Origin of the sequence: Pontibacter silvestris (assembly GCF_020907275.1) — a bacterium.
In the GTDB taxonomy this organism is placed as follows: Bacteria; Bacteroidota; Bacteroidia; order Cytophagales; family Hymenobacteraceae; genus Pontibacter; species Pontibacter silvestris.
In genome coordinates this window covers 256,226-275,592 of the sequence record NZ_JAJJWI010000001.1, presented here as the reverse complement: position 1 = coordinate 275,592, position 19,367 = coordinate 256,226, and the positions used below count along the sequence as shown (strand labels likewise).

At 42.1% G+C, this 19,367-nt stretch carries 18 protein-coding genes; 7 read left to right on the top strand and 11 right to left on the bottom strand.

The window, feature by feature from the left end; genetic code table 11:
* Window positions 1–117 precede the first annotated feature (117 nt).
* The 3 genes from LN995_RS01170 (at window position 118) to LN995_RS01160 (ending at window position 2,108) form a co-directional block, all read left to right on the top strand.
* Window positions 118–1,167 (top strand): nucleoid-associated protein, encoded by a 1,050-nt coding sequence (locus tag LN995_RS01170; RefSeq protein ID WP_229957562.1) that lies wholly within the window; start codon window positions 118–120, stop codon window positions 1,165–1,167.
* Between the two features lie 111 nt (window positions 1,168–1,278).
* Window positions 1,279–1,716 carry a hypothetical protein gene (locus LN995_RS01165; RefSeq protein WP_229957560.1) on the top strand — a complete coding sequence of 146 codons (438 nt, stop codon included), beginning with the start codon at window positions 1,279–1,281 and terminating at the stop codon, window positions 1,714–1,716.
* Window positions 1,717–1,916: 200 nt separating this feature from the next.
* Complete coding sequence (locus LN995_RS01160; protein ID WP_229957558.1) at window positions 1,917–2,108, top strand: hypothetical protein; 192 nt, start codon at window positions 1,917–1,919, stop codon at window positions 2,106–2,108.
* A gap of 45 nt (window positions 2,109–2,153) precedes the next feature.
* On the opposite strand, the gene LN995_RS01155 is transcribed toward LN995_RS01160, so the two are convergent.
* From LN995_RS01155 to LN995_RS01135, 5 genes are all read right to left on the bottom strand, one after another.
* Window positions 2,154–2,717 (bottom strand): HD domain-containing protein, encoded by a 564-nt coding sequence (locus LN995_RS01155; RefSeq protein WP_229957556.1) that lies wholly within the window; start codon window positions 2,715–2,717, stop codon window positions 2,154–2,156.
* A 171-nt stretch (window positions 2,718–2,888) separates the two neighbouring features.
* Entirely contained in the window at window positions 2,889–3,407 is a 519-nt protein-coding gene (locus tag LN995_RS01150) for an RlpA-like double-psi beta-barrel domain-containing protein (protein ID WP_229957554.1), read from the bottom strand.
* Between the two features lie 374 nt (window positions 3,408–3,781).
* The gene (locus LN995_RS01145; protein ID WP_229957552.1) at window positions 3,782–6,949 is read right to left on the bottom strand and encodes a S41 family peptidase; all 3,168 of its coding nucleotides are present in this window, start codon (window positions 6,947–6,949) and stop codon (window positions 3,782–3,784) included.
* A gap of 58 nt (window positions 6,950–7,007) precedes the next feature.
* A complete protein-coding gene (locus LN995_RS01140) occupies window positions 7,008–7,742 on the bottom strand; it encodes a TVP38/TMEM64 family protein (protein ID WP_229957550.1) in 735 nt (244 codons plus the stop codon).
* 9 nt (window positions 7,743–7,751) lie between these two features.
* Window positions 7,752–8,558 carry a rhomboid family intramembrane serine protease gene (locus LN995_RS01135; protein WP_229957548.1) on the bottom strand — a complete coding sequence of 269 codons (807 nt, stop codon included), beginning with the start codon at window positions 8,556–8,558 and terminating at the stop codon, window positions 7,752–7,754.
* Window positions 8,559–8,866: 308 nt separating this feature from the next.
* Here LN995_RS01135 and LN995_RS01130 point away from each other — a divergent pair, with 308 nt between their 5' ends.
* Both LN995_RS01130 and LN995_RS01125 read left to right on the top strand, forming a co-directional pair.
* Complete coding sequence (locus LN995_RS01130; RefSeq protein ID WP_229957546.1) at window positions 8,867–10,756, top strand: glycoside hydrolase family 3 protein; 1,890 nt, start codon at window positions 8,867–8,869, stop codon at window positions 10,754–10,756.
* 66 nt (window positions 10,757–10,822) lie between these two features.
* A complete protein-coding gene (locus LN995_RS01125; protein WP_229957544.1) occupies window positions 10,823–11,539 on the top strand; it encodes a hypothetical protein in 717 nt (238 codons plus the stop codon).
* Between the two features lie 62 nt (window positions 11,540–11,601).
* Here the strand turns inward: LN995_RS01125 and LN995_RS01120 are convergent, their stop codons facing one another.
* From LN995_RS01120 to LN995_RS01110, 3 genes are all read right to left on the bottom strand, one after another.
* Window positions 11,602–12,117 carry an NUDIX domain-containing protein gene (locus LN995_RS01120; RefSeq protein WP_229957542.1) on the bottom strand — a complete coding sequence of 172 codons (516 nt, stop codon included), beginning with the start codon at window positions 12,115–12,117 and terminating at the stop codon, window positions 11,602–11,604.
* A 66-nt stretch (window positions 12,118–12,183) separates the two neighbouring features.
* Window positions 12,184–13,209 carry an SDR family NAD(P)-dependent oxidoreductase gene (locus tag LN995_RS01115; protein WP_229957540.1) on the bottom strand — a complete coding sequence of 342 codons (1,026 nt, stop codon included), beginning with the start codon at window positions 13,207–13,209 and terminating at the stop codon, window positions 12,184–12,186.
* A gap of 81 nt (window positions 13,210–13,290) precedes the next feature.
* Entirely contained in the window at window positions 13,291–14,046 is a 756-nt protein-coding gene (locus LN995_RS01110) for an outer membrane beta-barrel protein (protein WP_229957538.1), read from the bottom strand.
* A 535-nt stretch (window positions 14,047–14,581) separates the two neighbouring features.
* Between LN995_RS01110 and LN995_RS01105 the strand changes: the two genes are divergently transcribed.
* Together LN995_RS01105 and LN995_RS01100 are read left to right on the top strand one after the other, a co-directional pair.
* Entirely contained in the window at window positions 14,582–15,619 is a 1,038-nt protein-coding gene (locus tag LN995_RS01105; protein WP_229957536.1) for a metallophosphoesterase, read from the top strand.
* Window positions 15,620–15,660: 41 nt separating this feature from the next.
* Window positions 15,661–16,797 (top strand): phosphatidylinositol-specific phospholipase C1-like protein, encoded by a 1,137-nt coding sequence (locus LN995_RS01100; protein WP_229957534.1) that lies wholly within the window; start codon window positions 15,661–15,663, stop codon window positions 16,795–16,797.
* Between the two features lie 101 nt (window positions 16,798–16,898).
* Here LN995_RS01100 and LN995_RS01095 read toward each other — a convergent pair whose 3' ends face one another.
* From LN995_RS01095 to LN995_RS01085, 3 genes are all read right to left on the bottom strand, one after another.
* A complete protein-coding gene (locus LN995_RS01095; RefSeq protein ID WP_229957532.1) occupies window positions 16,899–17,801 on the bottom strand; it encodes a M28 family peptidase in 903 nt (300 codons plus the stop codon).
* A gap of 150 nt (window positions 17,802–17,951) precedes the next feature.
* Window positions 17,952–18,533: a hypothetical protein gene (locus tag LN995_RS01090; RefSeq protein ID WP_229957530.1), complete on the bottom strand. Its 582-nt coding sequence runs from the start codon at window positions 18,531–18,533 to the stop codon at window positions 17,952–17,954.
* A gap of 17 nt (window positions 18,534–18,550) precedes the next feature.
* Entirely contained in the window at window positions 18,551–19,267 is a 717-nt protein-coding gene (locus tag LN995_RS01085) for a head GIN domain-containing protein (RefSeq protein WP_229957529.1), read from the bottom strand.
* Between the last annotated feature and the right edge of the window lie 100 nt (window positions 19,268–19,367).

Below are 19,367 nucleotides of genomic sequence, written 5' to 3'. Positions count from 1 at the left end.
CTGATTATCAACATTATATTAAAAAGACTTCTCTAATACAAACTCAACACTTGATCATCATAACATTTTTATAGCTCATAATTTTCCTACCTTTGCGGCCTCTAAAGCATAACAATTATGAGTGAAAAAACACAGGTACGCTTAAAACAGCTAGCAGTACATAGGGTTGGCAATAAAGCGAAAGATGAAGGGGTGATTGTAGCCAAAGAGCTTGTAAACCTGCAAGATGAGCAACTGACAGACCTGCTACTTAACTATTTTCTGACGCCGTTTAAGCAGGAAGAATTCTTTAGATTTACACATACCTCTGACTTAGCTTTAAACGAGATGTTTGCCTATGCTACTCTCATATTTAATGAACCTGCTAAGTTTTACGAGTACTCGGTGCACATTCTGAACCACCTGTATGAGCAGTCTGATCACCCTAAGGTAAAAAGCGGGGAACTTTATGTGGTTCATTTTTCCGGTTCTGTTATGGAAGCAGAAATAGTAGATGCAATTGGCATCTTCAAGTCTGAGAACAAAGACACGTTTTTAACATTTCAGGACAGCAATGACGACCTTAATGTGAATTACCACTTTGGTGTTAACCTTAAAAGCGTTGATAAAGGCTGTATGATTTATAATACAGAGGCTGAAGATGGCTACCGAGTAAAGCTGATAGATGCCAATAGTACAGATGCTGTTTTCTGGAAGGATGACTTTCTTGGCGTTGCCGAAATAAAGGACACCAACTTTAACACTAAAACTTACCTTAACTTATGCAAAGACTTTTCGGAAGAGATTTTCGCGAAAAGCGAAAGCAAAAAAGAACAGGTAGATTTTATCAGCCGCTCCGTTGACTATTTTTCTAAGAATGACACCTTTGACCTCGAAGATTTTACCAGCAGCGTAATTGAAGAACCTGAGTCAGCCGAGCGTTTTAAAAACTACAGCCAGAACTTTGCGGAGGAACGAGACATTGAAGGCTTTCATAATTTTGCTATCAACAAGAATACAGTGCGTAGCATGAAGCGTAAATTCAGGAACTTTATCAAACTTGATACACAGATTGAAATTAAGTTCAGTGGCTATAACCCGGAACAAAGCGAGCAATATGTAGAGCGTGGCTTTGATGAGGAACGTGGCATGCACTTTTATAAGGTGTTTTTCTACAACGAATCATGATTTAATTAAAGAACTATACCCACAGCGACATTGTTTGTAAAACAATCAGATTGAAATAGGCTTTGGGTACAAAACTTGCACCTAAACAGAGAAGGAAACAATTTCTTAAACATGAAGAAGATAACCGTAGCTATATTTTTTGCTTTAGCCACTACAGCTACTTTTGCACAGGCACCAAAGATACAGCAAGGCTTACAGACAACTGCCCCGGCAGAAAAGACTCTGGAGCAAAGAGCAAAAGAAATTACAGTTGGTATGGCTAAAAATTTACGCCTTACTCCTGAGCAAACAGCCAAAGTAGGAGCTGTAAACCTGAGTAGTATGCAATCAGCTGAAGACGCGCAGAAGAAGTACAAAGCTGACCCAGCTAAAATAGTGCAACAGATGGATATTATAAATTATACACGCCTGTCTCAGTTAAAAGATATACTAACACCACAGCAGTTTACCCAATACCAGAGCCGGCGTGAAGAAAAAATGGGTGTGCCTCGTGAGGCCCGAAGTAATCCTGCAGCCAGGCAACAGAGCTCAGCTTATCAGGAATATTAAATCAGTAGAAGCATGGTTAAGGCCATGCTTTTTTGTTATTCTGCTTACTAACTGTTATTCCATAGCTTAGAAGATTATGTTATTTGTGCCTACACCGTTAGCCTGGCAGCATTAACAGAAAGCCTGATGCAATAAAACCAGTGCTGTTAATAGGTGCTACTGCCCGAGCTTTGTATTTTTGCCTTGTAAATCATAATGGTATGCAAATCAGAAAAAAAGTAAAGGTCACGCTGCCTGCACAAGCCTCACGCTTTGCCGCACTGGATATATTTGTAAAAGCAGCAGAAAAAGAAAACTGGACAGAACAGGAAATTCAATCGGTAATAGACGAGATAGTAGAGGCCGAAAATGATAAAGAAGGGCTAGAGATACTGAAAGATTATAGCTTGTAAAAGTAAAGCACAGCACCTAAACTTACTGGTGCTGTGCTTTATAGCCTAGGCCTGCGCACCCGCTTCAGGCTGAAGTAGTAGTTCTTCCTGGTATTGCTGTAATACATTAATTATAAAATCAATATGCTCCTTTAGCTCTACACCAAATAGTTCGGCACCAAGACGTACTTCTTCACGATCAACGGAAGCGGCAAAACTTTTCTGCTTAAGCTTCTTTATCACTGATTTAGCTTCCAAGCCCTCCAGCCGCTGTGGCCGTACCTGTGCACAGGCCACCACAAATCCTGTCAACTCATCGCAGGCAAGCAGCCCTTTGTCTAACAAGGTATCATAAGAAACACCCCATTTTGTGTAATGTGCTGATATGGCATGTGCAATTTCCTCTTCGCCACGCTCCCGCATCATATTTACAATAATGTTGGGGTGCTGCTCCGGATACTCCTGGTAATCGGCATCATGCAGCAGGCCAGTAACAGCCCACTTATCAGCATCTTCGCCAAACTTGTTAGCATACGCCTCCATTACCAGCTCCACAGTTCGTGCGTGGCGTAATAAGCTTTCGCTGGTGGTCATCTGCTGTAATATGGCTTTAGCTTCTTCTCGTGTCATAGTCTTGATAGTTTAAATATCTAAAATACTCATTTTACCTTTACTGCCAAAGCCTTTGTAGTACCTGTTCTAGTCTGTACTGTACTTACTCATAACAGACAAAGAAACAGGGCAACCTTGCGTGCTCCCCTGCACCACAAAACTGCCCTGTTTCTTTTTGCCCTGATAATATTACATCTTAGCAATATTAACCTTTTTCCAAAACCCCATTACGTCATCGTCGCTACCCACCAATATATCAATTCTATTCTTAATCCGTCGGTTCATCACATCCCGGACAATATACAGACCATCCAGTTTATCAGATATACCTGTCACTAATAAAGAATCTCCATAGTCTATTTCACCCCCCCACCGGCTGTGTAAATCTCTTGAAACAGCTATCCAGCGATGTTTACCCGGATTTCGTTTACTGATTTTAGAACCGTCTGCTGTTATAAAAGGTGTTCCATCGGTCTGGCCAGGAACCGGGTAATAAACAGAGGCCGAAACGGTTAGGGCCTGCTGCGGCTCATCTTCTTTCACTACTTCTTTGTCTTCTTCAATAGAATGGTGAGCTAATCTAATTGGCCAGTCTAGCTCGCTTTGTTCAATTTTAGGAGAGGGGGATTCAGCCTTTAATAGGGAAAATTCTTCAGCCAGAGCTACCAATACGGAGAATACTACTGCTAGTAATTTGTACCTAAACATAAGCAATCCTTTTCGTGGAACATCAATTTCATTAATTACAAACACGCTTTAACGTCTTAAATTCTTAATGGTTATGCAATGTACCCTTAAGGCATCTTTAGGCTATTTTTTCTTACTGAATCTCAACCATATACTTTTAATTAAATTCAATATTGTTAATGTTATAGCTACTGAAGTCATAGCTACTTTTAAGGCGTACTTTTTAGGCTGAAGGAATCAGAAAAAGTGGATTTAATGTCAAACTTCTTTCGTGAAACATTAATAAAAGAGCAGTATTAATTTGGTACAAAACAAGCATCCTATTGCACAACGAAGGCAATAAAAAAGGCTAGCTGAATGTCTCAGCTAGCCTTTTTTATTGCTTTAATATTTAATTACTTTTTTGTTTGTACTGTTGTTAATATCTCCTGCACAGCACGCTCCAGCTGCGGGTCTTTATTTTCTAACCTATCTTTAAAAGTATTTTTCACATAGATATCCGGCATTACTCCTTCTTTTTCTATGTTCCTGCCATCTAAAGTATAGCACCCCCAAGACGGAAGACGGAAATAAGAACCATCTACCAATTGCTTGCCAGATGTAAAAATAATCCAGCGGTAAGTATCGGTGCCTACAATTTTACCCAGCCCCATTTGCTTGAAGCCTGTAGCCGTCATTTCTCCATCGCTAAGTGTTTGCTCGTTCATCAACAGTACTATTTGGCTGGCAGCTGGTGTAAAGTTAGGCTGGCTGGTGAGTGTACCTCCGCGATACTTCCACTGCAGGTAGGGCTTCTGAGCCAGGAATCGCAACACATCGTCATGTACATTACCACCCGTATTATAGCGCAGGTCTAATATTAACCCATCCCGCTGATAGCCCTCTGAGGTCATTTCGATCAGGAACTGCTCCAGTGCATCGGTACTCATGTTTTTCATGTGTACATAAGCTATCTTCTTACCGGAAGCATTATCTACATACTTCTGGTTTTCTTCTACCCATTCGTCGTAAAGATTCTCTTTTTGGCTGCTGGAAGCCTCCGGATGTACTTTTACAGTAAAAGGTTTACCATTCCGCTCAAAAGTAAGCTCTGTTTCATCCAGCAACGAAGGCTTCGCAAAGTAGTATTCCCTGTTCATGGCTTTATCCACCGGATGCCCGTCGACTTTCACAAGTATGTCACCGGCCTTTACATCCTTATCCATTACATCGAGAGCGCCTCTGTGTACGACAGCCTTTACTTGGTAAGGGCTGCCTTCTTCGAATAGTAGACCTGTAGCCAATGTGCGGGAACTGTAATATGGCTTTTCTTCTGATCCGCTTGAAGAGAAGCCCATGTGTGAGGAGTTTAGCTCGCCCAGCATGTCGTTGAGCAACAGACGAAGATCGGTACGGTTACTAATGTATGGCAACAACCTAGCATACGATTCTTTCTTCTTTTTCCAATTAACACCGTGGAAGTTATCGTCATAAAAGTTTTCCTCTACCCCAGCCCAAACTTCGTAGAACATCTGGTTAAATTCATCTTTCAGATTTTTTCTGAAAGAATGCGCTATATCAATCTTTTCTACCTTACTCCCATCTAGATTCAGCGTATTTATATTGCCGTCGACCAGCATATAATAAGTACCATCAGCACTAGCCAGTTCTATAGAGCGCGTACTAGCCCCTTCTATTTTTTCTGTTTTAGGCTTCTCAAAAGGGCTTGTCATCAGTTTCCAGATGTTGTACTTGCCATTACCATGGTCCGAAGCAAAGAGCACAGTAGTTTTATCGTCTTTCTGCAACACGTAAGGGTTGTATTGGGAACCAAAGTTCTCCCCTATTTGCTCCCAACGGTTTTGCAGGTCTTCGAATTCAACTTTAACAACAGACGCTTCAGACTTCTTCTCCTCTGTTTTTACTTTCTTGCCTTTACCCTTACTGTCGTCTGCCTTTTCTTCTGGTTTAAATAGTTCATCAAACTTATCAGACCTGTAGGGCTTGTCTGTTTTATTCAGGGCCAAGCGGTAAAGATCCGGGTCTTTCATACCATACGGATAGCTTGGGCTGGTACGGTCAGTGGTAAAGTAAATGTAATTCCCGCATGGCGACCAGAACGGATCTGACTCCGTAACACCCGTATTAGTTAAATTGTAGGTTTTGTTGCTTGCCAGATGATGAATGAAAATATCCTGTTCGAAATTTCTGTGTGCAGTATACATAACATATTGCCCATCCGGAGAAAATGAAGGATTAGAATTCTGAATAGCCCAGATTTCATCTTCGGCAATAGTCTTTGTTTTAAGAGTAGTAAGATCAATAAGTTTTACCTGATTCCGACCGCTATAGTACACGCCTTGGCTTCTACCTTTGTTCAGCACCAGGTTACGGTTGTTCTTCAGTTCTTCTGTCAGCTGTTTTGCCGAAGTACTTCCATCGGCTGATATTATAAACCAGTTGAGATAGCCATGAATGGTCTGGCTGTAGATAATGCGTTTATTATCGGCCAACCATTTTACTTCGCTTACCCGCTCTGCCGGATTTGTCTGTAACTGACGTACAAACTCACCTTTAGCGTCGGAGACAAACAGCACTCCCCTCGACACAAAAGCCAGCTTTTTATTATCAGGTGATACATCAAAATGGCTAATGTTACCTGCTGTTTTAAAGTCTTTCTCTTTTTCTAAAGTATTATTATTAAGAACATTCGCCTTTACCTTTTGCGCCTGCCCAGAAGCTACATCATAAATATACAGCTGGTAATCTTTCTCAAACACTATCTTTTCGCCGTTGGCACTTACTGAAGGCCACTTAACTGATGTGTCAAAGCTGGTCAGCTGCGTCTTTTTACCGTCTTTGAAAGTATAAAGGTTATACTCCCCGTTGGCTTCATCAGAAACAAAATAAAACTTTCCTTTTCCGTCTATGGTTACCCAGAAATCTTTTCCTTCATAATCAGTATAACGCTTATATTCCCCGGTTTTCAGGTTATAAGACTGCACGTCCGGGTTATATGCACCTTTATAGCCTTTACGTTGGGCAAAGGTTTTACTTTCCCATGTTTCATCAAAGAAAATTTCTCCGCTGCTTGGGTGCTCAGCCACATTGTGTACCGTATGGAAGTAGTGCTGAAACATGCGCTGCGGAGTACCTCCTTCGCGGTTTACTTTATAGGCAGAGAAGCGGTTGGCACGGTCAGAGGTAAAATAGATCGTCTTGGAGTCCCAGCTCCAGGATTCTACCTGGTCAGCACCTTCATGAAAAGTAAGCTGCTTTATACTACCACCTCCCATTGGCATTACGTACACATCTTCGTTACCATATTGAGAGGAAGTAAAGGCTACCCATTTACCATTCGGCGAAATACGTGGCCGTGACTCATAGCCTTCCATTCCGGTAAGGCGGTTTGCTGCTCCACCACCGGAAGCAATCTGCCAGAGATCACCTTCATAACTAAAAATGATGTTTTTTGCATCGGGAGTAATAGTTGGGTTGGTAGCAAAATATACTTCCTGTTGCTGCCCCCATACAACAGAAGTACTAACTCCCAATAACAATGAGAGTAAAGCTTTCTTTTTCATAAAGTAGAAATACTGTGTTAGGATATCTAATTAGCACAATATTCTTATGTTCTGCAAGTCACTCATTATTTTTGATATACTTATCGTACACAATATAACCTATAAATATCGCCAGGCTGACGGCAGACACCCATATCAAGCCTGTTTTAAGTCGCTCATTATTTTCACCCAGCCATGCCAACAGAATAGCCAGAGGAGTAATACCAGACAGAGTCGCCAAAATAAACCGCCAGTAATTCATACCTGCCAGACCGGCCACAAAACTAACAGCATCATTAGAGAGAAAAGGAGAAACACGTGCAATAACAATGGCCCATATACCGTACTCTTTCATAAAGTCGGATACTTTATGCTCTGCCTTTGGGCCTATCAGTTTTTGCACGCCAGCCTCTCCGACACCTCGCCCAATAAAATACCCTATAGTAGAAGCAACTAGCACAGCACTTACTGCTATAACAGCTCCCCAAACAGGGCCATAAGCAATAATAGCCACCAGCATTAGCAGTACTACGTTTATGACCAGCAGGAACATCTGCGCAACCATTGCTAAAATAATAAAAAAAGGCCCCCAAAAACCAAACTTCCCTACCCACTCCGAAATGCGTTGCTCATCGCCACTAGTCAAAACCTCCCAACCTTCTTTTATAGTGTTCTGGAAACTTGGGAATAAAAAGTATGCGGCAATAAGTGCTGCTATAAGTAGTCCCGTTATAATCAGGGGCCACCTGCTTTCCTTTGTTTCCTGCCCCTGTTGTTCACCTTGCTGAACTTTCCCTGTATGATTATCGGCCATGGGTTTTCTTCATATTTTCTTCTTCTTAGTAGACGTTGAAGCTTTTTTATTGGTTGGGATAAAGAGCCCGTAATCGTTTGGATTTAAATTATAGTGATAATGCTTTTGTTCTTCCTTATCTGATGAAATTATATAGTTGATCTTAAAGTAGCTGTACTGTTCACCTAAGGTACTGCTCCTATGTTGCTCTATCTCATCCAGCGCTTCAATTTGTTGCCCCTCTGTACCAGTTTCTCCATAAACAACAGCAGCTATAAAGCCTGCTACCAAACCTGCTATATGTCCCTCCCACGACACACCTTCATCATTCGGAAAAAGTCCGTAAAATAGTCCACTGTATAAAAACAGCACTGCAAACGACACCGCCATGGCTCCTCTGTTCCTTCTGATAAAACCGTTAAACAGTAAATAGCCTGCCAGACCATACACCACACCACTTGCCCCAATGTGGTAAGCCTGCCGCCCGATAAGCCAGGTCAGGAACCCGCTTAACAGGTACACCAGTACAATTACCCGCAGTGCCACCCGCCTGTGCAGAAAGAGAATAAAGCCAGAAAGCAACACCAATGGAAAGGTATTGGACAACAGGTGCAACAAGCCACTATGAATAAGCGGCCCTAAAAACACACCCACTATGCCATAAAAGTTTCTGGGCAGCACTCCCAGCCAAACCAGGTTAGCATCTGTCAGGTAAGAAAGCAGGGCAATTAGCCAGAGCAGGGCTACAAACAGTAAACCAGGGAAAAAACTATATCCAAAATGGTTCTTCTCTTCCGCTAAAGACTCGCTTTTTTTATTGTAGGGTGTCAGGTGCATGAACGTTAATATGAATCTGCAATTGATATGAAAGATGAAACTATATATTAAATGAACAATTAACTTTTTTGTATGCTTTCATAACACAGAAGCTTTAAAGCTTTTTTTCCTCTGGTGACTAATTAACTTAAGTTACGATTTACAAAAGCAGGATAAGTATAACATGCAGTTTACCCACCCTGCCATCTCCGAGGAGGGAGCAGGGGTGGGTTCAATTTCAACATAGCAAATAAATCGCAACTTGAGTTAATAAACTAACACACCATTAACAGAAAGAGCGTATAAACTCTGAATTACTTAAAGAATATATGGCTCAGTGGCATTCCTTATATAGCATACTTATAACCTTATTTGGCATCGGCCCCACAGCCAAGCTACGTGTGCACAATTTAATGGTAGTGCTTCTACCAATATTGCTCGTGTCTTGTGAGGGTTCTGATGCACAGCAAAGGAGTTATAAAGACAATACGGATACCTTAAAGCAGATGATCCGTGAACCTTATGCCCGTCCGACTAACATTATCAGCGCCCTCGAAACTTCATCTCCCTGGGTAGACTCTGTTTTTAATACACTTACAGTTGATGAGCGTATTGCACAATTGATTGTTATTGAAGCTTTTTCGAATAAAGGACCGAAATATGAGGCAGATGTAATGCACCTGGTAAAGAAATACAAGGTGGGTGGCATCATCTTTTTTCAGGGGGGGCCTGTGAGGCAGGCTATCTTAACCAATCAATACCAAGCTGCTTCTAAAGTTCCTTTGTTAATTTCTATGGATGCCGAAACAGGAGTAGGCATGCGCCTTGACAGTACCATACAGTACCCTTACCAGCAAATGCTAGGTGCTATCGCAGATAATGGCCTGATTTATAGAATGGGAACTGAAGTAGCCTCAGAGTTTAAGCGGTTAGGAATGCATGTAAATTTTGCTCCGGTAGCAGACATCAACAACAATCCTGACAACCCGATTATCAGCTATCGGTCATTTGGAGAAAACCGCTTGGATGTGACCGCTAAAAGCCTGGCCTATATGCGAGGCATGCAGGAAAATGGTATTATGGCTGTAGCAAAACATTTTCCAGGACATGGCGACACAGACATTGATTCACATTACGACCTGCCTGTTATCCCATTCTCCCGCCATCGTCTGGACTCTCTTGAGTTGTACCCTTTCCAGGAATTAATTGAGTACGGTGTTGGAGGCATTATGGTAGCCCACATGCATATACCACAATTAGACTCAACAGAAAACCTCCCTTCTACCCTCTCCAAACCCATTGTTACTGGGTTGCTTAAACACCAGCTAAAGTTTAAGGGACTCATTTTTACAGATGCCATGGTTATGAAAGGTGTTACAAAATTCTTTTCCCCGGGTGAGGCAGAAGCACGTGCCCTGATGGCTGGAAACGATATAGTAGAGCGTTTGAATAGCGTACCCAGAGCCATTAAGGCCGTAAAAGCAGCCATTGCAAAAGGAGAGCTAAAGCAGGAAGAAATTGACCGCCGTTGTAAAAGAGTGCTTGCCGCTAAGCAGTGGCTGGGGCTGGATAATTACAAACCTATTGATCTGCAGAACCTGCACCAGGATTTAAAAACTTCACGTGCAGACAGTACCAACACAGCACTTGCAGAAGCTGCACTTACGCTCCTGCGTAATAAAAAGAACATGTTGCCTCTTAGACAGCAAAAAAGTAAGTCAGTCGCAACAGTATCTTTTGGTGCCAGGCGCCCTACACTTTTTCAACGGCAAGTGAAAGAAACAGTACAAACTACTGACTTTGTTATTTCACGTAAGGCAAAAGCTAAAGAAGCCCGGAAGCTCTGGAGTAAACTCCAGCGCTACGATGTCGTGATAGTCGCGTTGTATGGTCCTGGCTCCTCTAGCCCGAGCAATCATTTAGGTTACTCAAAAGACGCTGCTGCACTTGTAAGCAAGCTGGCTCATTCCAACAAAGCTATCATCACCTTATTTGATAACGCCTATACATTAAACCAGTTCAAAGGCATAGAAAACAGCAGAGGGTTGTTACTTGCCTATCAGTCGCACTACCATGCACAGGTAGCCGCAGCTAAACTGCTTTTTGGCGGCATACCGGCCCGGGGTAAATTACCTGTAACGGTAAACGAACATTTCCGATATGGAGATGGCATCAGTAAAGATAAACCCATCATTCATTCGGCTCTAAACTCACTGTAAAGTATCCTGTGGTATTGCTTTCCGTAAGAAAGGCTAGGATAACAAATCCACTTTAAGATAAACAACATGGATACTTTAAATAAAGCTCTAAAATTTACATTTGCCAGTTGCTTTGCCTTACTTCTTCTTAGTTGTGAGGGTAACCGGGAAATAAGCGATAACAATGAAATAACAGTAGATGCTGACACTTCAGAAGATACTGCCCGCGTTGTTAAGACTGGTGAGACAACCGAAGAGAAATTGGAAGAATTCCGGGGATGGCTTAATACACAGGCTGCCAAAGGGGACACAGCCATTAGGAGTGAGTGGCCGGAAGTAAAAGATAAACTGCGGCAACGAAATGCAGAGTTAGAGCAAAACTTTGAAAACTTATCGGCCCAATCGAAGCAGGAGTTCAGAAATCTTCAGAACAGATATGAAGAGTGGGAAGAGCGACAAGACCAGCGCCAACAGCAACCGTTAGATTCTGATGTGGCTACTCAGTGGCAGGACCAATTACTTGGCGAATATGATGAAATTGATAACATTACGCCAAACAATATTCGCGAAGCCTATCTTACTTTTATGGGAGTGGTACGCACCAAACGCCGCAATTGGTCTCAGAACGACTGGGACTATGTAGACCACATTTACTCTAAGCTTAACCAGCGCCGTCGCCAGATAGAAGATCAGATTGGCACCAGAGATAACCTGAAGATACGCTCTCTTCAGGCAGAATATCTAACATTGGAGAGTGCAGCAGATGCCGGAAGTTTAGCCAGTGGTGTTAGTGATGACAACTAAATCTAAAACAACAAAAGCTGGCATTTGCTACCAGCTTTTGTTGTTTTAGATTATTCGCAGAGTCATTTCTTGTGTAACCTCGCCCACTGCTGGGCAATAATAGTTTTTGCATCCTGGAACACCTCCTGCTGTAGTTCACCAGCCGAAAACCTTACAATCTCGATTTGTTCGTTTTCATGCGGATTCCCACCACCTTCCGAACGCTGCTCTGAAACTTCGGCATAATAAAGCTCTACGTGCTCTGTACTACCACCCGGCGAAGAGTAAAAAGTATGCAGATGCTCCAGCTTGTCAACATGATAACCAATCTCCTCCTCAATCTCTCTTCTGATACTTTCTTCGGGTTGTTCACCTTCGTCTACCATGCCAGCTACAATCTCTATCATTTCTGCTTCCGGCCCGATACGAAACTGTTTTGCCAGAATGTACTGCTCCTGCACGGTATCATATACAAGAGCTGAAACAGCATGTCCCCTATCAAACTGTTCACGTGTAAAGGTATTACCCTGCTGCTCTACAGTCAGTTCGTATATTTTAAAGTAACCATCGTAGGCTTTCTCTCTCTTTTTAATTTCCATAGTTAAATCTGTCACCTGTTTTTAAGGCGACATTGAATTTACAAAAAATATAGATAGTTGTTTATATCAAAACTCGTTGTTTTGCTTCGCAGCTTTTTGCGTGCGCTTCGTTAACGGCGACATCGAAAGCGGAGATTCGCTCTGATAGCCTTTTGCCCTGTCTTTACCAATGCCTCCCTCACCTGGCAGCACCATGTTTACCAGCCCTAAAATTTCGGTCATAAGCTCAGGAGACAAGTTGTGCAACATAGCACCCAGTTTAGCAGGCAACGTCGTTATTACTTCTGCATCACCATGTCGCAAAGCATTTAAGATACTTTTTGCTGACGACTCGGCAGTGGTTGATGTGAGCGGGTTGGAGCCCATCAGTTTAAACAAAGCATATTCTTCTTTATGATGCCCTTTTACAAGCGCCTGCCGCGGGCTTCCTGTTTGCATCAGTCCTGGATTAGCGGTAGTAACAGTTATATTATACTCTTTAAGTTCAGCCCGCAACCCTTCTGACAAGCCTACCAAAGCAAATTTGTTGGCACTGTAAGGTACCAGGTGCGGCACACTAATTTTCCCCCCAATAGATGCAATATTTAAAATGCGTCCTTCGCCTCTGTCCTTCATCCCTGGCAATACGGCCAGGGTAGTATAAACAGGTGCCCAGTAATAAATATCATTCGCCTCTTTAAATTCTTTGGTCGTCATTTCCGTTACGGGCCCTGCGTGTATAACACCTGCATTATTGACCAACACATCTATCTGGCCAAACTCATTCAGTATGCTTTTAACCATAGCGTTTACTTCCTGCTCTACAGTTACATCACAGACTTGCACCATCACATCAGCACCATTATCTGCCAGTTCCTTGCGGGCTCTTTCAAGTTCCTCATTATTCCGGGCACATAGCACCAGCCTCGCTCCCTCCTCTGCCAACTGCCTGGCCATCACCAAACCAAGTCCACGGGACCCGCCTGTTATCAGCACTACCTTTCCTTTAAAATTGTAGGCATTCAACTTTCTGCTAATAGCTCTTGCAGCCAACAATGCTCCGGCTCCGGCAGCTAAATACCATAGTTTGTTTGTGTCTTTTGCTTTTTTCATAGTCATAGAAATTAACAGCCGTTACAGCTACTTCCTCTACGACACTAGAAAGCAGTAGTTAAATAAAAATAATACAGGTTATTATCTGCCATGTCTTTTCCCGGAAAAAAGCGGATTCTTTACAACTGGAGTATAGAGTACTTTAACAGCAGCAACTCCATACCCATCGTTACGCATAATGCTTGTGTTCCTCATATCCTGAACCGTATTATCCAGATAATCAGTAGAGGTAAAGTGATAAATAAGCTCTCCGGCAATACTTATTTTGTCTGAAAAACGGAAGCGTAAGCCACCTCCAACTGGTACAACAGCCGCCAGTGCGGGATATTTGCGGGCCGGATCATATTTGGTTTGTGACTCATCAAGCTCTCCCTCCCCAGGGTAAGAAGTAGGCGTGTAATGTATAAAACCTACTCCGGCCTTTACATAGGGTACTATAAAACGCTTTCGTAAAGACCTGTACCCGCCTGAGCCAACATAACTGTCAATAAGATTAACATCTACTGTACCCGTAACAGCTACAGCTTCCGTTTCGAATGACATACTATAAGTTCTAGCTCCAAACTTCACATTATCCAGGCTTGCACTTACACTTACGTATGGCGATATTTTATAAAGAGCTCCTAAACCCAGGTAGCGGCCAGGCTTGCTACAGCGCCAGTTACAAAAGTCGCTTACTGCAGTAGAAACACCTCCACCTGCTACAATTACTAATCCTTTTTCCGGTGTTTTACTAATACCGCTTTTTCTGATAAAAGAAGGCTGTCCCTTTGCCTTCTCAGCAAGAGTTATCAGACATAAGAAAAACAGGACCAGGCAGTAAAGATTCTTATTCATACACAAGTAAAGAAGCAGACAATACTACAACATTTTTCACGAAACAGGAGACGAAAGCCCACAGAAATAGCTTTTACCAGATATTAAACGTTAATGCTCTTGTAATGGTCTGTAAAATAGAATATTCTTTCCTTCTTCTTTCTTGAAGCTTGTAGCGAATCAGGTTCTTTGCAGCCTAAGGATAAAATATGTTAAGTTGAAGCGTTTCTTCTTGCTCCCTCTTAGATTTCTTGCCTCTGCTGTTAACTGCATTTATAAACCTTAACTCTAGCCTTGGTAGTAACATAAAGATAATTTAACGTTTGCTTCATGTTCTCCTAACAGTCCATCTATAGGTTTGTAAAAAATATGAAGAAAGTTTTATATTTATCTTGCTACACTGCCTAAAGCATCAGCTTTGCACAATGCATTGTTGCGAGTGTTGAGGTAATGGCCACTTGCCCGGACGGTTTCCCATACCAGGCGATACAGGTTTGCTCGTAAACACTTCTATTTCAGTCGCAAAGCTTCTAAATTAACTAATTTAGTACTAATTATGCACCTCTTCTACCATCTGATTTACAAGGCTCACTTTTGGCTCCTATTTTCCACCCTGTACTTACTAATTACTAACACAGAGGCCCAGACCAAAGATTATAAAGCGGAATATGCCAAAGGGTACAGAGGTGGGTACATTAAGAGGCTGGAATCAGTGGATGGGGCACTGGAGTTTGCCTTAGTCGGTGATTGGGGGCGTGGCGGAGAGTATTACCAGAGAAATATGGCTACGCAGTTAGCCAAAGCTGTTACAGGTGTTAATGCCAGTTTTATAGTTTCTACGGGAGACAATATTTACCCCAATGGCGTAGCCAGTATACACGACCCTTTGTGGAATTTGTCGTTTGAAAACCTTTTTTATCAGTACCCTTTGCATCGCAGTTGGTATGCCGTATTAGGTAACCATGATTATCATGGGAATGCCCAGGCTCAGGTAGATTATACCAACATTAGCCAGCGCTGGAACATGCCGGCCAGGTACTACTCCTTTAAGAAAAAAGTGGGCAAAGACGCTGAGGCTTTATTTGTTTTTCTGGACACAAATACTTTTGATGGCAACGCTTACCAGTCTTCCTATGGGCAGGAACTGGTGCAGCAGGACAGCACAACTCAGAAGCGTTGGCTGGAGCAGGTTTTATCCGATACCAGTTCAACTGTGAAATGGAAAATAGTCATAGGACATCACCCGCTGTATACTGCCGGGAACAGAGCCCTTGATAAACCAGTTATGCGTAATTCTCTTGAGCCTGTTTTAGAAAAGTATAAAGTTGATATGTACCTATCGGGGCATGAGCATCATTTGCAATATTATCATCCCAAAGAAAAGCACACCCACCACTTTATTTCAGGAGCAGGCTCTGAGGCAAATGAAAGCTTGAAGCCTCGCGGACCACATGATTTCTTTGCTCCCATTCAGGGTTTTATGACATTCTCTATATCAAGTGATTCAGTTCTGATGCAGGCTGTCAATAGAAAAGGAAAGGTGCTCAAGAAAGTTCAGATCAGTAAAGCAAACAAAACAACTCCTGATGTTTAAGCAGCTACTACATACAGTACTTACAGATAAAACTTTTACTTATGAAAATCAGATTGCTTCTTAGTGTAATGTTTTGCACCACCCTCTTTGTTGATGCAACAGCACAAATGAAAATTACATCCTCCCAAAAGCATAAAGGCGTTAAAAAAGAAACCATTAGCAAAAGCATACCTCTAAACCAGATCCAGGTTATTGGCTCGCACAACAGTTACAAACAACCTATTGATGCTCCTTTATTTGAAATGCTTAAGCAATCGGACTCTACCCTGGCCAGGCACATAGAGTACAGCCACATAAGCTTATCCAATCAGTTATCATTAGGGCTAAGGAACCTTGAAATAGACGTTTACGCTGATGCAGAGGGAGGTAAATATGCTCATCCGAAAGGACTGGAATGGGAGAAAGGTCACAAAGAAGTACCTCCTTATGACCCGGAAGGGCTTATGACTAAGCCAGGCTTTAAGGTTTTCCATATCCAAGATATTGACTTTAGAAGTAGTAACTTAACCTTTGAAAAATGCCTGCAGGAACTAAAGGCATGGTCAGAAGCAAACAAAGACCATACACCTGTATTTATCACTTTAGAAGCGAAAGATAATGTTATAAACAGACAAGGCTTTACCGTACCGGAACAGTTTACTGCTAATGTATTTGATCAGCTAGATAAAGCGCTTATCGAAAACCTAGGAAAGGAACATCTTATTACTCCTGATGATGTCAGAGGAAGTTATAAAACACTGGAAGGCGCTGTACTGAACGGCAACTGGCCAAGCCTGGAAAAGGCAAAAGGCAAGTTTATTTTTGTTCTGGATGATGCTGGAGCGAAAAGAGAAACTTATATACAAGGTCACCCATCCTTACAAGGGCGTGTACTGTTTGCAAATGCAGAACCAGGCACTCCCGAGGCTGCTTTTCTGATATTGAATGACCCGGTGAAAGATCAAAATAAGATTCAGCAGCTGGTCAAGAAGGGTTACCTTATAAGAACCCGGGCAGATGCAGATACTAAGGAGGCCCGCAGCAATGATATGAGTAAGTTTGAGGCAGCTTGTCAGTCAGGAGCCCAGATTATTACCACAGACTATTATGCTCCCAGCACACATTTTAAGTCCGACTATTCAGTAAGTTTTAGTGGGAAAAAGTACTTCAGAGTTAATCCATTATTCACAGCTCAATAGTCTGTCGCCTGCTATAAGCTCCTAAGATTTTTTAAAAGTGAACGCTGATTTTGTAAGCCATTAACAATTAGGTTAAAGCTTATAAAATCAGCGTTCACTTATTATAGGCTGTCCTGCTTTACATCCACCAGTTTCAGGAAGTCAATCACTAGTGAGGCTGCATCAGGATAAAAGGCTTGGTTAACTTGTACAAACTCATCAGTCGGCTTATGGTAGTGTGGGTGATCTTCTACACCAAAATAAACAAAGGGAATATCTCGCTTATGAAACTGGTAATGGTCCGACTGGGAGGTCCAGTCGTCGTGCCCTTGCTCTGGCAGGTCGTGCCCCAGCACCAGCTTTGCCTCTGCCCGTGGTGCCACCTGCTCCAGGTAAGGTTTCAGCTGCGGATAATGATACGCTCCACTGGCATAGAGTTCACCTTTGTCATTAATGCTCAGCATATCCATATTAACATTCAACAGCATATTCTTAAGCGGAACCGGAGGGTTCTCCAGGAAAGCATCGGCTCCACGCAGACCAAGTTCTTCCCCGTCTAAGGCTACAAAAATTAGTGTGTGTACTGGCTTATGCCTTTTAAAGTAAGAGGCAGCAGCTAACAATGCTCCAACTCCCGAAGCATTATCATCGGCTCCGTTGTAAGTTTCGCCATCACGTTCCCCAACATGGTCGTAGTGGGCCGTTATCACAATGGCCTTAGTTGTTTTACCAGCAATGTAGCCTATCAGGTTAGTGGCCTGATCTACAACAACTTTCTTAGACTCAAGCCGGAAGTGTTGCTTATAATCACCATTATAGGGTTTGAGCCCAATCTGCTTAAAACGCTGCACAATATAATCCTGAGACATTTTATTACCAGTGCTCCCGCTCAGCCTACCTCCCATAGAATCGGCAGAAAGTATTTTGATATCCTTTAATATTTGCTGCTTATCCAGTACAGGCTTTTGTGCCAGGCTTAACAAGGGCAGCAACAGCATTAATAAAAAAGAAAAACTTATTTTCATTCTATCTTTATAAAACACTAAAATAAGTAAGCTGTATCAGTAACGTCTCTACATTTTAGCTATAGCTTAGCAGCCTAAGCCCTGACACAGCTTTAAATTTACAAAAGAATAATAAAAAGAAAGCCAAACTTGCATCTGGCTTTCTTTTTATTATTCTTTAATATTGATGAACCTGGGTATTTCTAAAGGACCAACAGAGGTAGCTATAGTTGGCTTAATCTGTAAAGTGACTTTTGGCCGCTGCCCCTCTTCTTTGTTCAGCATAGTTGCCAGCCTGAGCAGATTATTTAAACTGGCTCCTCCGCTTTCTTCAGAGAAAGTAACAGGAGTTTTTACAGTGATAGTATTAAGCCCATCATGCAGTTCAACCGGCTCACTAACCAATCCGCTTAATGTTTGCTGATCATCCAGCAACAGTTGCCACTTGAGTTGTGTAACCGTCATGGTTCGGTCTTTACTGCTTTCATCTAAACTTACATTAAGGCCTAAAGTAGAGGTAGCGTTCAGCTTATTATCTGAAAAAGCAGAAATAAGCGCTGCAGCCTCGCCAAAGGAAAAGTCTTTGCTATTCTTTATTTCCAGTAAATTAATACCATTTACGCGTACTTCATCCAGGCTTTCCAGAGAGTAATCAGCTTCTTTGAAAGCCTCTATATCATTTTTGGTACTACATGCCACACTGAACATCAAAAGCATGAACACTATCACGTAATTTTGCAATCTTCTTGTCATTAACTTAAAAATATATTTTAACTCTTAATAACTTTACCGGAGCCAGACACATCTGAAATTATATCAGGCTCACCTTTATAATAAACTTTACCGCTACCGCTTATTTCTACTTCCAGGTCTTCTTCAACCGCTACTTCGGCACTGCCAGACCCAGAAATATCTACTTCTGCGGCATTAGTCTGTAAGTCATAAGCTCTTACTTTACCGGAACCAGACAAGCCTAGCTCCAGCTCATTGGTGATGCCTGCTAACAAAATTGAACCGGAACCGCTGGTACGGGCTGATATGTTGTTAGCGGCTATCCGGGCCACTATTTCACCAGAGCCTGACACACGAGCCTTAAAATCATCTGCTCTGAAGCTATCCTGCAGTTCCACTAAACCGGAACCGCTTACTGCTGCATATTCCAGTTCCGGCATAGTAATATATACTTTAACTGTTTTATGGTCACTAACACAGCCATTAAAGCCTACCTGAAACACCTCATCATTATCAATCTCAGTCTCCAACAGGTCCAGAATATTAGCTTGCCCTTCCAGCTCAACCCGCTGTTCATTTCCCCGCTGAATGTACACTTCTGTGCTACCACTAACACTTACTCCTGTAAAAGTATCTAAATTCAGGTTCCGGGTTACCACATCTCCTTCGCCTTGAACACAATTTATACCAAAGTTACAGGAAGTAAACAGCATGCCTGACACTACCGAGGCAAGAGAAAGATTTAATAATTTCATAGTCCTGGGGTTTATCTGATTTAACTTAATAAAGCAAGTTAGAAAAATATAATAATCGGACTATTAAAAAAGGCTACACCTATAAGAAATTATAAGTGTA